General features: G+C 71.4%; 12 protein-coding genes. 4 read left to right on the forward strand and 8 right to left on the reverse strand.

Annotated elements, in window-relative coordinates:
* The first annotated feature begins 22 nt into the window (after positions 1-22).
* On the forward strand, positions 23-1,270 hold the full coding sequence (locus LXT23_RS20820; RefSeq protein WP_253982347.1) for a sterol desaturase family protein: 1,248 nt from the start codon (positions 23-25) through the stop codon (positions 1,268-1,270).
* Positions 1,271-1,393: 123 nt separating this feature from the next.
* On the opposite strand, the gene zigA is transcribed toward LXT23_RS20820, so the two are convergent.
* From zigA to LXT23_RS20835, 3 genes are all read right to left on the reverse strand, one after another.
* Positions 1,394-2,638, reverse strand: coding sequence for a zinc metallochaperone GTPase ZigA (gene zigA / locus LXT23_RS20825; RefSeq protein WP_253981960.1), 1,245 nt, complete (start codon positions 2,636-2,638; stop codon positions 1,394-1,396).
* A gap of 248 nt (positions 2,639-2,886) precedes the next feature.
* Positions 2,887-3,732, reverse strand: coding sequence for a hypothetical protein (locus LXT23_RS20830; RefSeq protein ID WP_253981961.1), 846 nt, complete (start codon positions 3,730-3,732; stop codon positions 2,887-2,889).
* The gene (locus LXT23_RS20835) at positions 3,729-6,437 is read right to left on the reverse strand and encodes a TonB family protein (RefSeq protein ID WP_253981962.1); all 2,709 of its coding nucleotides are present in this window, start codon (positions 6,435-6,437) and stop codon (positions 3,729-3,731) included. The genes LXT23_RS20830 and LXT23_RS20835 overlap by 4 nt, the downstream gene beginning before the upstream one ends.
* A gap of 150 nt (positions 6,438-6,587) precedes the next feature.
* Between LXT23_RS20835 and LXT23_RS20840 the strand changes: the two genes are divergently transcribed.
* A complete protein-coding gene (locus LXT23_RS20840) occupies positions 6,588-7,451 on the forward strand; it encodes a hypothetical protein (protein WP_253981963.1) in 864 nt (287 codons plus the stop codon).
* A 39-nt stretch (positions 7,452-7,490) separates the two neighbouring features.
* Here the strand turns inward: LXT23_RS20840 and LXT23_RS20845 are convergent, their stop codons facing one another.
* Positions 7,491-7,763 carry a hypothetical protein gene (locus tag LXT23_RS20845; RefSeq protein ID WP_253981964.1) on the reverse strand — a complete coding sequence of 91 codons (273 nt, stop codon included), beginning with the start codon at positions 7,761-7,763 and terminating at the stop codon, positions 7,491-7,493.
* Positions 7,764-7,986: 223 nt separating this feature from the next.
* Between LXT23_RS20845 and LXT23_RS20850 the strand changes: the two genes are divergently transcribed.
* Complete coding sequence (locus LXT23_RS20850; protein ID WP_253981965.1) at positions 7,987-8,274, forward strand: hypothetical protein; 288 nt, start codon at positions 7,987-7,989, stop codon at positions 8,272-8,274.
* Positions 8,275-8,286: 12 nt separating this feature from the next.
* Here the strand turns inward: LXT23_RS20850 and LXT23_RS20855 are convergent, their stop codons facing one another.
* Positions 8,287-9,507 (reverse strand): hybrid sensor histidine kinase/response regulator, encoded by a 1,221-nt coding sequence (locus LXT23_RS20855; protein WP_253981966.1) that lies wholly within the window; start codon positions 9,505-9,507, stop codon positions 8,287-8,289.
* Between the two features lie 252 nt (positions 9,508-9,759).
* Here LXT23_RS20855 and LXT23_RS20860 point away from each other — a divergent pair, with 252 nt between their 5' ends.
* Positions 9,760-10,350 carry a TIGR02265 family protein gene (locus LXT23_RS20860; protein WP_253981967.1) on the forward strand — a complete coding sequence of 197 codons (591 nt, stop codon included), beginning with the start codon at positions 9,760-9,762 and terminating at the stop codon, positions 10,348-10,350.
* A gap of 55 nt (positions 10,351-10,405) precedes the next feature.
* On the opposite strand, the gene trxA is transcribed toward LXT23_RS20860, so the two are convergent.
* From trxA to LXT23_RS20875, 3 genes are all read right to left on the reverse strand, one after another.
* Positions 10,406-10,786, reverse strand: a complete 381-nt coding sequence (gene trxA / locus LXT23_RS20865) for a thioredoxin (RefSeq protein WP_253981968.1) — start codon at positions 10,784-10,786, stop codon at positions 10,406-10,408.
* Between the two features lie 21 nt (positions 10,787-10,807).
* Complete coding sequence (locus tag LXT23_RS20870) at positions 10,808-11,131, reverse strand: FKBP-type peptidyl-prolyl cis-trans isomerase (protein ID WP_253981969.1); 324 nt, start codon at positions 11,129-11,131, stop codon at positions 10,808-10,810.
* Between the two features lie 149 nt (positions 11,132-11,280).
* The gene (locus LXT23_RS20875) at positions 11,281-12,378 is read right to left on the reverse strand and encodes a hypothetical protein (protein ID WP_253981970.1); all 1,098 of its coding nucleotides are present in this window, start codon (positions 12,376-12,378) and stop codon (positions 11,281-11,283) included.
* Between the last annotated feature and the right edge of the window lie 22 nt (positions 12,379-12,400).

Below are 12,400 nucleotides of genomic sequence, written 5' to 3' on the forward strand. Positions count from 1 at the left end.
CGGGTGCCATACACCCGTGGGCATGTCCATCAACGTCTACGCGGTGGCCACGCCCTTCGTCATCGTCCTGGCCCTGGCGGAGTTCGCGTACTGCGTGGTGCGCCGCAATGGCTACTACAGCTTCCAGGACTCCATCGCGAGCATGGGCACCGCGGTGATGAACCAGTGCGTCAACGTGGCGGTGGCGCTGCTGGTGCTGCCCCTCTTCACGCAGCTGGGCCAGCTGGCGCCGTGGAAGCTCGACGTGTCCTCGCCGCTGGCGCTGGTGGGCCTCTTCCTGGGCGTCGACTTCCTCTTCTACTGGTTCCACCGCTTCGGCCACCGGACGAACATCGGCTGGGCGGCGCACTCCCCGCACCACTCCACGGAGGAGCTCAACTACGCGGTGGCCCTGCGGGCGAGCGTGACGCAGCGCCTCTTCTCGTTCCTCTTCTACTGGCCGCTGGTGGTGGTGGGCTTCCCGCCGGAGGCGGTGCTGGCGATGGTGGCCTTCCACCTGGTGCTGCAGTTCATCCCGCACACCCGCGTCATCCCGAAGCTGCCCCGGTGGGTGGAGTCCTGGCTGAACACGCCGTCGCACCACCGCGTGCACCACGCGCGCAACGACGCGTACATCGACAAGAACTACGCGGGCTTCCTCATCATCTGGGACCGGCTGTTCGGCACCTTCGCGGAGGAGAAGGAGCCCTGCTCCTATGGCCTCACCACTCCGGCGAACACCTGGGACCCCACGGTCATCAACTTCCAGGCGTGGGGCCGGCTCGTGGGCGATGCGGTGGCGACGCGGAGCGGGTGGGACCGGCTGCGCATCTGGGTGATGCCCACGGGCTGGCGGCCCGCGGACCTGCCGCCGCGCTCGCTCGGGTACTGGAAGCAGGATGGCGTGGAGGTGAAGTTCAGCTCCACGGAGCTGCCCGGCATCCGCGGCTACCTCATCTTCCAGCTGTTCGCGTCGATGCCGTTCATGCTGCTGGTGAGCCACCATGCCTCGCCACTGTCGGGCTGGCGGAAGGTGGCGCTGAGCCTGCTGCTCTGGGCAATGGCGACCGCCTGGAGCGGGATGCTGGAGTCGAAGCGCTGGAGCCTGCCGCTGGAGCTGGCGCGGGTGCTCGCCATGGGCGTGGCGGTGACGCTGTGGCTCGTCCAGGCCGGAGCGCCCCAGGCGTGGAGCGCGCTCACCGCGGCGTGGCTGCTCGTGTCGCTCACCTGGCTGCTGGCGGCGCGCGGTGGGGCCCGGAGCAACCCACCAGTGGCCCACGGCTCGCGCTGAAGCACATCAGGCGGGCCGCCGGAGCATGAGGGGCCAATGACGCCCAGCCCCGGGTCCGTCACCAGGAGGGGCGCGGGCCGGACGGCGACTCGCCCTTCCCAGGCAGGAACGTGGCGGTCCGCATCAGGCCACCTCCCCGACGGGTGCGGCCTCCCCGGTCCGCACCAGCTCCCAGGTCGAAAAAGGGTCCTTCATCCGGGCCCAGCGCACCGGCCCGCGCGCCAGCTCCTCGGGGGTCAGCAGGCACGCCTCGAGCTGCCGCGCCATCTCCTCATGGTCCGCGTCCTGGGTGATGAACACGATTTCCTGCCGCCGGTCGCCATGCGGGCCCACCGTCTCGCGCTCGATTTCGGCGCGGGCCTCGGCGTCCTCCGGCCACTCGGAGCGGGGCACCGCCGCCCACCACAGGCCACCGGGCTCGAAGCTGGACGCGCCTCCCGCCTGCGCCCAGAGCCCGGCGATGTCGTTGCGCGTGGCGAGCCAGAAGAACCCCTTGGAGCGCAGCACGCCCTTCCAGCTCCCCTGGATGAAGCGCCACAGGCGCGCGGGGTGGAAGGGCACGCGGCCGCGGAAGACGAAGCTGCGGATGCCGTACTCCTCCGTCTCCGGCACGTGCTCGCCCCGCAGCTCCTTGAGCCAGCCGGGAGCCTTCTGGGCCCGCTCGAAGTCGAAGCGGCCGGTGTTCAGCACCGCGGCGAGCGGCACGCGCCCCCGCTCCGCCGTGACGAGGTGCGCCTCGGGGTTGAGCCTGCGCAGCACCTCCGCCAGACGGCCCTGCTCCCCGGCGGAGACGAGGTCCGTCTTGTTGAGCACCAGCACGTCGGCGAACTCGACCTGCTCCACGAGCAGGTCCACCACGGTGCGCTCGTCCTCTTCCGCCGCGGCCAGGCCACGGTCCGCGAGCCCGTCCGCCGCCTCCCAGTCCTTCAGGAAGTTGAAGGCGTCCACCACCGTCACCAGGGTGTCCAGCCGGGCCACGTCCGACAGGCCGTGACCGGACTCATCCGCGAAGGTGAACGTCTCCGCGACGGGCAGCGGCTCGGAGATGCCGGTGGACTCGATGAGGAGGTAGTCGAACCGCCCTTCCCGCGCGAGCCGGGCCACCTCCCGGAGCAGGTCCTCTCGCAGCGTGCAGCAGATGCAGCCGTTGGACAGTTCCACCAGCTTCTCGTCCACGCGGCTCAGCGCGGCGCCGCCGCTCACGAGCTTCGCGTCGATGTTCACCTCGCTCATGTCATTGACGATGACCGCCACCCGCAGCCCCTCGCGGTTGTGGAGGACGTGGTTGAGGAGCGTCGTCTTCCCCGCGCCCAGGAAGCCGGAGAGGACGGTGACGGGCAGCCGGGAGGCAGTGGCTGGCCCGGTCATGGCCTGCCTCCATGGCAGGCCGCCGAAGAGGCAGGCGAACTGAAGGTGTGGCGAACCCCGGGCATGGCGTGACTCCCTTCCTGACGCCACCCTCATGCTCCCACCCAGCCACTTATGCAACTCAATTGCATATACGACCATGGGGTGATGGACTGGCGGCTCCGTCCAGCGGAGGAGGAAGAGCTCCTCGAGCGCACCGCCACCATGGCACTGGGAGCGAGCCGGACCTTCGAGCTGTGACGGCGAAGCTAACCGCCGGTGGACGGGGAAGGCTCCCACGCTCCCGCGAAGGCGGTGTAGCGCCGCACGTTGACGGACAGGGCGCGGTGCACCTGCGTCTCCGGCGTCACGTCCACGGCGCCGCCACCGGGAGGCACCGTCAGCCGGTCGAAGTGCGCGCCCTCGAACCACCGGTGCGGCTGCACCTCCACGACGAAGAGGCCGTCGTCGTCGAGCTCCGCCTCGATGGGCACGAAGTCCACGCGCTGCAGCTCCACCGGAGGGGGGAAGTCCAGCGCGACGCGGAACGGGACGCGCTGCTCCTGCCGGAAGGCCGTGCCCTCCAGCACCACCGAGCGCCCATTCAGCGGCGCGGCCTCGGCCCCCAGCGCCCGGGACGGAGGCTGGAGCAGCAGCGAGAAGGAGCGCGCCAGCCCGGCGATTCCAGGCGAGCGCCCCAGCACGCGCGCCGCGCCGCCCTCCGCCAGCAAGTCGAACACCACCTCGCGGTCCCACTCGCCCAGCACCCGGCCCCCGGAGAAGAAGTCCCCTTCGTGGGCGTGCGCGGTGGGCAGGAGCCACCCGCCCAGCCGTCGCAGCGCGGCCTGGGGCTGCTGGAGGGGCGACGCGTTCTCGAAGAGGTAGATGGGCCCCAGCACCATGAGCCCCGACGACAGCCGCACGCGCCAGCCGGTGTCGGTGATGAACTCTCCGGGCACCGTCTCGCCGGGTGCGAGCGCGGTGCGCAGCCCCATCTGGAAGGTGATTCCACGGCCTCCGGTGCCGGACAGGCCGCAGGCGGCACCGCCGCCCAGGAGCGCCGAGCCCAGCATCAGCGTGAAGGCGCGCCGCGTGGTGCGCAGGGGAGACGTCATGGCGAGTCCTCCTGGAGGTCCAGGTACACGGTGAGGGTGCCCGTGAAGGTGCGCGGGGCTCCGGCGGAGAAGTGCCGCGTGGCCAGCAGCGACGCGGGCGCGTCCGGGCCGCGGAAGTTGGAGACGTAGTTGAACTCCGTCTCGCGCCAGCGGGTGTCCAGCAGGTTCTCCACCTGCACGCCCAGCTCCAGCGCCTTCCAGCTCGCACGGGTGGCGATGTCGAAGAGGAAGACGGAATCGCTGTAGCGGTCCAGCGGAAGCGGCCGGGGGCCGATGGCGCTGTGCCCCACCGCCACGTTCCACCCCAGCCGCTCGCCCGCCACGGTGGCGGTGCCACGCAGCGAGGCGTCCACGCGGCCCAGCAGCTCGGGGATGTACGGCATCACCGCGCCGTCCCACAGCTTCCACGCCGAGGCCCCCGGCGTGGGCAGCGTGGCGCGGGCCCAGGCCAGTGACGCCTGCACGTCCAGCCGCTCGCGCCACGTCGCTCGCGCGGTGACGAAGGCGCCCAGCCGCTGCGACGCGCCGATGGGCTGGTTGCGGCCGAGCCGCTCGTCGAAGACGAAGTCCTGCGACACGCGGGTGGCGAAGACGGCGCCGCGCGCCTCCAGCGCATACGGCCGGCCCTCACCCTCCAGCCGCCACCCCAGCCCCGTCTCGCCCGAGGCGACGCGGGCGTACGGCGCCAGCTCCGCGTCGGACAGCGCGGCCGCGTCACTGGAGCGCGCCCCCAGGCCGGCGCTGGTGAGCCAGGTGAGGCGGGGTGACAGCCGCACCTCCACGCTGCCGCGCGGGCTGGCGAAGAAGCCGTACGCCTCCAGGGACTCCTCGGGGATGCGCGGGCCGTCCCGGTCCACGGTGGGGCGGTTCTGGTCGTCCACGCCGAAGAGGAAGGTGTCCAGCCGCACGCCGCCGCGCAGGGTGAGCCAGGGGAGCGGCGCCGCGCGCAGGGAGCCGTACGCGCCCAGGTGGGTGGTGCGCACCTGGTTGTCGAACAGCGTGGTGTAGGGCGCGCCACCGCTGTCCCGCAGCCGGCGCGAGCGCGTGCGCACGTCGTCGAAGCGGGCCACATAGCCCAGCTCCAGCGGCTGCGCCTGCCCGAGCAGGGTGAGGCCCGGGGTGTAGCGCCCGCGCAGGCCCACGGTGGAGCCCTGGTAGTAGCCCTCCGTGTTGTCGCCGCGCTGCGCTTCCTCGCCGGGCGGGGAGTCCTGGAGGAAGCCGGTGAAGTTGTCGCGGATGCGCATCTGCCGGAGGACGACATAGCCCTGCTGCACGAGGCGCCCGCCCCGCTTCAGGCGTGCCTGGAGCTCGGCGGAGAGGATGTGGCGCTGGCCCGCGCCGCCCTGGTTGGCGTCGTAGAGGCAGAAGAACTGCGAGTCCGCGTCCGGCTCACACGGCAGCCGCGAGTCCACCACGTCCGTCTCCCGCACCACCCCCGCGGAGGAGAAGCGCGCGCCGTAGCTGGTGCCGAACAGGCGCAGCCGCGTCTCTTCACCCAGCTTGAGCTCCACCTGCGCCATGGCGCCCGCGTTCGCATGGGCGCGGTTGGGGCCGTAGCCATGGCCCTGGCGCAGCAGCAGCCCCACGAAGGTGGCGTCGCTGGACTCGGGCGGCCCCCACAGCAGGGCCAGCCGGCGGGTCGCGAAGCTGCCGTAGGCGACGGAGGCCGTGAGGCCACGGCGCGCGAGGCCGAGCTGGTACTCGACGGTACCGGCGACGCCGAAGTCCCCCTGGGACGGGTCATAGGGGCCCTCCGTGACGCGCAGGGCCTCCACCAGCTCCGGGATGATGAAGTAGGTGTCCGCGTAGCCGTGGCCGTGCGAATGGGAGACCTCGTTGAGGGGCACGCCGTTGAGGCGCAGCTCCACGTCCTTGCCCTCGCCCGCGTCGAAGCCCCGGATGAAGATGGTCTCCGCGTGGCCCTCGCCGCCGTGGTTGGCCAGCATGACGCCGGGCGCCAGCAGCATCAGGTCCGACGCCGAGTCGCGCGGCACGTCCGCGAGCTGACCCACCGGAATATGGAAGTCCCCCACGGCGACTGGCGGCGGCGCGCTCGCGGTGCCGCGCACGGTGGTGGAGAACTCCGGCCCGGTCCCCGCGTCCGGCGCATTGGCCGGTGAGGCCTCCCCTGCCGCACCGGACGCCGACGCGGCTGCGCCAGCGCGCGCGGGGCCCGCCTCCGCGCCGGGCACTCCGCCCTCGGGCGTCCCCGCGCCTTCTGCGCGTGCGGCCCCCTCGTCCGCGGAGGACGGGCCGTCCTCCAGCATCGACTCCCCCTGCGCCGTCGCGGCAGGTGCCTGCCCCACCACCGGCGGTGCATGCCCGCCATGCACCTCCAGCCCCCGCCCGCCCCCGGCCGCGACCTCCTCCAGGTGGTGCCCATGCACCGGCGGCACGAAGGTGACGGGAATGTCCGCCCGCACCTCGATGGGCTCCGCGCCGCGCCGGGCCGGCTGGAACCGCCACCGCACGGCGGCGCCCATGGCGGCCCGGTCGAAGTTCACGCCCGCCGTCTGCCGCACCTCCACGTGCGACACCTCGCCCGCCGCGTCGATGGTGACGCGCAGCAGCACGGTGGCGGGCACTTCTGGAGGATGCACATGCGCGGGCAGCACCGGAGGCGGCGCCTCCAGCGGCACAGGCGGCGTCACGGGCACTTCGGCCGTGGCGCTCAGCACACAGAGCACCAGCGTCGGAATCCACACGGGTGATGACCTCTCTTGGGACGGCAGTCCCCGGACGGAAACGGCCGCCCGGGGAGCTTCCACCCATCAGATACACCACCCACCCATTGACTCGCAACGAAGTTGCATTTACTCAGCGGTTGCATGAAGACCTCGCGGCGGAACCAACGGATGGGAGCATGCGCGGCGCTGCTGGCGTGGGCGCTGCTGGGCACGGCGGCCTGTGACAACGTGGCCACCGGCGACGTGAAGGTGACGATGAGCGGCGGAGACCGCACCCAGCGGGGCCTGCCGGACACCCTCTTCCAGGACGGCTGGTCGGTGCAGTTCACCCGCTACCTGGTGTCCCTGGGGGACCTCACCCTCACGTCCGCGTCCGGCGAGGTGCGCACCAGCGACAGGCACGTGCTGGTGGACGTGCAGAAGGGCGACATCCCCCTGACGGAGCTGAAGGGACTGCCCGCGGGCCGCTGGGACGTGGGCTTCCGCGTCAGCCCTCCCAGGGAGGGCACCGAGCTGGCGGATGGCCAGGTGTCGGCGCAAGACGTGGCGATGATGCGCGAGCGGGGCTTCAGCTACTTCGTGGAGGGCCGCGCGGTGAAGGCCGGCGTGGGCGTGCTCACCTTCCGCATGGGCTTCCCGGTGGACACCCGCATGGAGGACTGCATCAACGGCGTGGACGGCACCCAGGGCATCGTCGTGCCGGAGGCCTCCGTGGCGGAGGCGGAGGTCACCATCCACGCCGAGCACATGTTCTATGACCGCCTGGGCACCCACAAGGGCGTGCAGCTGCGCTTCGACGCCATCGCCGCCACCGCCAACCCGGAAGGCCTCATCACCCCCGAGGGCCTCGCCTCGCAGCAGCTCACGGACCTGAAGGACGGCCGCGGCCAGGAGCTGCGGGACGCCCAGGGCCAGCCCGTCGTCTACCTGCCGGGCGCGTACGACGTGAGGACGCTCCAGGAGTTCATCACCCAGAGCATCGTCGACCAGGCGCACCTCAACGGTGGCGGCGTGTGCCTCGCCGTGAAGTGAGGCGCTGGGGGCCGGCAACGGGCACCCCATCCGGCGGCGCTATCGGCCCTCCGTCTCCACGCGCTTCACCACCAGCGCGCGCAGCCCCGGGTCCAGCTCGTAGGACACGATGGCGGCGGCGACGTGGACCTGGAACTCCTCCATCGCCTCCGAGGGGCTCACGTACTGGCGCAGCCCCACCGTCCGGGCCAGCCGGGCCAGCGTGCGCTCCACGCTCCCGCGCTGTCGCGACGGCAGTCGCTGGCACTGCGCCTGGGCCTCGGGGGTGAAGACGAGCCGGTAGGGGCCAGCTCCAGGATACGGGGGACTCACGGGAGGACGCCAAGGTGCATGGGCGGGGTTGAAGGGCGCGGCTGCAAGCTCAGCCACGCCAGACCCCGGAGGCCCCCTTCCGGCCACGCGCCTCCACCCTTTGTACGCGACACCCACACAACGTGAAGCGCTGAACACTCGCCGCTGGCGGAATGCGGCTCGTGGCTGGCGGCACCACCCTGGAATGCCCAGTGTGGAACTGTCCCGAACCCGAGCCCCCTCCATGCGCCGCAGCCGAATCTTCATTGCCCAGTCAGCCGAATTCCAGCTCAAGCGACTGCCGCAGGATTCGCGCCTCCACATCGAGACGCACCTGGAGAACCTCGTCCTGGTGCTGGAGCAGGACGCGCCCGAGGCCGTGCTCGCACGGCTGCCCCGTGAGGACGAGGGCTTCACCACCAACGTGGGCGGGGTCCGCATCTACTTCTCCGTGGACACCTCCCTGCGCGCGCTGACCGTGCAGCGCCTCGAGGTGCTGGAGCCGCCCCGGCGCGACGAGCCCACCGGGTAGCACCGCGCAACCTCAGGCGGTCAGCAGCGCCGCGTCGTCCAGCACCGGCTCACGCACCACCGGCTGCAGCGTGCCCGAGCGGCGGGGCAGGCACACGCGGAACGACGTCCCCTCCTCTTCCGAGGAATGCACGCCGAGCGCGCCCCGGTGCGCCTGGACGATGCTGTCCGCGATGTAGAGGCCCAGGCCCAGGCTCTCCCGCGCAGTGACTTCCGAGCCCTCGCCCCGGCGGAAGGGCTCGAACAGGTGCGGCAGCAGCTCCGGCGGAATGGGCGCGCCCGCGTTGTGGACCTCCACGTAGACGCTGTCGCCCTTCTCCCAGGTGGACAGCCGCACCGCCGAGCCCTCCGGGCTGTACTTCAGGGCGTTGTCCAAGAGGTTGGCCACCACCTGCGCCATCCGCTCCAGGTCCCACGTGCCATGCAGGCAGTCGCGCGCGAAGTCGCACCGGATGGCGCGCCCCGGCCGCGTCACGTGCAGCTCGTCCACCACCCGGCGGCACAGCTCGTTGAGGTCTCCCGCCCGGGGGACGACGGGAATCCCCCCGCCCAGGCGGGCGCGGGTGAAGTCCAGCAGCAGGTCTACAATCTGCTGGATGCGCTCGCCCCCGCGGGCCACCCGCTCGAAGGCCTTCTTGCGCGCCGGGTCCAGCCCCGAGCTCGCCAGCTGCGACCTCGCCGTGGTGAGGATGACGGACAGGGGCGTGCGGATGTCGTGGCCGACGATGCCCACCAGCTGCTGCTCCAGCTCCGTCGCCCGCCGCAGCTCCTCCGCCGCGCGCTGCCGCTCGGCCAGCTCCAGCTCCTGGCGCTTCACCTCTTCACCGCGCAGGTACAGGTCCACGAACACCTGCACCTTGGCGCGCAGGATGTCCGGGTCCACCGGCTTGAGGAGGTAGTCCACCGCGCCCTGCGCGTAGCCCCGGGTGACCCAGGCGGCCTCGCGGCTGAGCGCGGTGATGAAGAGGATGGGCAGGTGGCGCGTGCGCTCCCGCGAGCGGATGAGGCGCGCCGTCTCCAGCCCGTCCAGCCCCGGCATCTGCACGTCCATCAGGATGCAGGCGAAGTCCCCGCGCAGCAGCTCCCGCAGCGCCTCCTCGCCCGAGCGGACCGCCACCAGCTCCTGGCCCAGCGTCTCCAGGATGCCCTGGAGGGCGAGCAGGTTGGCCTGGACGTCGTCCACCAGGAGGATGCGCGCGCGGGGCGCCAGCGGGGTGGAGGCTGCGTCGGACATGGCGGAGGGAAGCCGGGTGACGGAGGAAGGCACCTTTCAGGTCCATCTGCGGAGCGAGGCCGCGATTATGAGGGGAGCGGGGAGCCAGGCCCCTACCGGCCTGGCTGCTTTGAAGCGCCCATCTTCAACACGGCGCTTCGCCCTTGCGTTCCGGGTCAATGTCCTCGTGGCCGGCCCCTGGCTGCTTGTGCCCCAGGCGACTTCGGGCTGGGGTAGATAGGGGCCGAACCGCTGCCCTTGGAGGACCGTCCCATGGACACCCCACAGCACCTGCAAGCCCGACTGGCCCTGTGCCGTCCCGAGCATACGGTGCTCGACCTGTTCCTGCGCAGCCTCCTGGAGGCCATCCAGCAGGAGACCGGCCTTTCCCTCACCGCCGACACCCCTGCCCCCGCGCGGGGCGGGGCGCCTCGCGGCCCGCCGCCCTTCCGCCCGGCGCGCGACTACCTCCAGGCCCTCCACCAGGGCGCGAGCGCGCTGGAGGCCCGGGGCATGCCCTATGGAGACGCGGTGGAGCGGCTGTCCTTCGTCGCCGCCAACAAAATCTTCGCGGCGCCCGTGGGGGAGATGGTGCTGTCCGTCGCGGGGAAGGACCCGAACGAGGGGCTGTCCGTCACGCAGGGCATGGCCGGCGCCACCAGCACCTACGGAGAACGCGAGTACGAGCGCGTGTCGGACCGCGCCGCGCGGCTCGTCTTCCGGGAGGAGTACTTCGGCCCCGCGTGGAGCCGGGGCATGGCGCTCGCAGGCCTCCTCAAGGGCAACCCGGACCTGAAGTTCCAGGTGGAGCTGGAGTCCGGCGAGCCGCCGTACACGCACTTCACCCTGCTCGTGAAGTGGTGAGCCACGGGCCCGGCGGCCTTCGACTCCGCCGGGCTCGCGCCCATTGAGCCCAGGCCTAGGCCTGGGGCGGCTCGCTGTTGCGGCGCGCCGCCACTTCCTTCTTCACCTGCTCCATGTCCAGGGCCTTCACCTGGCCCAGCAGGTCCTCCAGCGCCGCGGAGGGCAGCGCGCCGGCCTGCTCGAACAGGAGGATGCCGTCGCGGAAGACCATCAGCGTGGGGATTGAGCGAATCTCGAACGCGCTCGACAGCTCCGGCTGCGCGTCCGTATCAATCTTCCCGAAGACGACTTCCGGGTGCTTGCTGGAGCTCTGCTCGAAGATGGGTGCGAATGCGCGGCACGGGCCGCACCACGTCGCCCACCAGTCCAGGATGACGATGCCTTCCTTCGACACCGTCTCCTTGAAGTTGTCCTTCGTGATTTCCACCGACGCCATGACGCGCTCGCTTCCTTGGGGCTAGCGGACTTCCAGCAACTCCACTTCGAACAGGAGCGTCGAATTGGGGGGGATGACGGGCGGGTAGCCCCGCGAGCCGTAGCCCATCTCGGGGGGGATGGTGAGCTTGCGCACACCGCCCACCTTCATGCCCGCGACGCCCTTGTCCCAGCCCTCGATGACCTGCCCCGCGCCGAGCCGGAAGGTGAAGCCCTGGCCCCGGTCACGGCTGCTGTCGAACTTCGAGCCGTTGGTCAGCGTCCCCACGTAGTGCACCGTCACGGACTTGCCGGCCGTCGCCTCGGCCCCGGTGCCCACCTTCACGTCTTCCGCCTTCAGACTCATTCAGCGCTCCTCTTCCGCGTGGAGGAATCACCTTAATGCGCCAGGGGCGCACGCGCCGCACTGGAAAAACACAGTGGCGCGGGGCCCGTCGTCTTCCGGGCACCGCGCCACCGTCTCAACCCTGTCCTGACATCGGGACGACCGCGTCCTCAGAAGGTACCGCCGACACTGACGGTGCCCTGGTAGCTGCCGCCCTCACCGAAGTCGCCGCCGCCGGAATCCACGCCCGGAGCGAACTCCTTGTCGAAGAGGAAGTTGTAGTTGGCCCGCGCGTCCACGGTGAAGTCACCCACGTGGCCCCGGAAGCCCACGCCCGCCGGCACGTTGCCCACCGTGTCGTCGTCGTAGCCCAGCGCCTCGCCGCCGCGGAAGTTGTAGTCGTTGATGCCGATGCCGCCCAGCACGTAGGGGTGCCAGTCGGTGGCGAACAGGCCCAGCGTCACCACGGCCTGGCCACCGTTGCGGATGAGGTCCGGCCCGTCCACCGTGCCGCCCTCGCCGCCCGCGTCGATGTTGTTCAGCGCGCCGCTGTAGCCCAGCTCGAGGCCGAGAATCTTGGACGGCTTCAGCGCCGCGCGCACACCCGCCGTGGCGCCCGGGTTGATCTGCGGGGCCAACTCACCGGTGTAGCCCTCCACGCCGCCGCCGACCAGCAGCGTCAGGCCGCGCGTGTCGTTCTTCTCCTCTTCCTCCACCTCCAGCGGCTCGATGGGGTCCGCGCGCTCGGCGGACGGCTGGAAGTCGGACGGAGGCGGCGTCGCGATGCCGCTACCGCCGGTGGCGTCGTCCTGCGGGTACGCGGGAACCGCGCTGGACTGCGGCTCGGGCGCCGGAGCCGGAGGCGAGATGTCCTGCGGCATCAGCCCGCTGCCACCCGTGCCCTGGCCCTGCACCGGCTGGCAACGCAGCAGCACTTCGCCCTGGGTGCCGCTGCCGCCCGTGCCCAGGTCCTGTCCCACCTGGCCGCTGCCGCCGACACCTTCGTTCATCAGCGGGTCCTGCGAGGCGCCGGTCGCGTCGGGGACGGGCTCCGTTTCGATGATGACCGAATCGTCCTCCTGGAGGTCCCCCTCCAACTGGTTGAGGTCCTCTTCCGCGGGCACCTGGTCCTGCGCCTGGGCCAGCATCAGCCCTTCCGCGTTCTTGTCAGTGCTTGCCCGGGTCGGCGGGCAATCGCCATCAGCAGCCATGGCCGCCGAGCCGTACATGAGCGCGGCAACCGCGCCCGCCAGAATCTTCGCTTTCATCCAACCCTCCATCGTCGAGTGG

This window comes from Pyxidicoccus xibeiensis, assembly GCF_024198175.1.
Taxonomy (GTDB): Bacteria; Myxococcota; Myxococcia; order Myxococcales; family Myxococcaceae; genus Myxococcus; species Myxococcus xibeiensis.

Coding starts and splice junctions, on each gene's coding strand:
- LXT23_RS20820 (WP_253982347.1), top strand. CDS start 23: ATGTCCATCAACGTCTACGCGGTGGCCACGCCCTTCGTCATCGTCCTG.
- zigA (WP_253981960.1), bottom strand. CDS start 2,638: ATGACCGGGCCAGCCACTGCCTCCCGGCTGCCCGTCACCGTCCTCTCC.
- LXT23_RS20830 (WP_253981961.1), bottom strand. CDS start 3,732: ATGACGTCTCCCCTGCGCACCACGCGGCGCGCCTTCACGCTGATGCTG.
- LXT23_RS20840 (WP_253981963.1), top strand. CDS start 6,588: ATGGGAGCATGCGCGGCGCTGCTGGCGTGGGCGCTGCTGGGCACGGCG.
- LXT23_RS20850 (WP_253981965.1), top strand. CDS start 7,987: ATGCGCCGCAGCCGAATCTTCATTGCCCAGTCAGCCGAATTCCAGCTC.
- LXT23_RS20855 (WP_253981966.1), bottom strand. CDS start 9,507: ATGTCCGACGCAGCCTCCACCCCGCTGGCGCCCCGCGCGCGCATCCTC.
- LXT23_RS20860 (WP_253981967.1), top strand. CDS start 9,760: ATGGACACCCCACAGCACCTGCAAGCCCGACTGGCCCTGTGCCGTCCC.
- trxA (WP_253981968.1), bottom strand. CDS start 10,786: ATGGCGTCGGTGGAAATCACGAAGGACAACTTCAAGGAGACGGTGTCG.
- LXT23_RS20870 (WP_253981969.1), bottom strand. CDS start 11,131: ATGAGTCTGAAGGCGGAAGACGTGAAGGTGGGCACCGGGGCCGAGGCG.
- LXT23_RS20875 (WP_253981970.1), bottom strand. CDS start 12,378: ATGAAAGCGAAGATTCTGGCGGGCGCGGTTGCCGCGCTCATGTACGGC.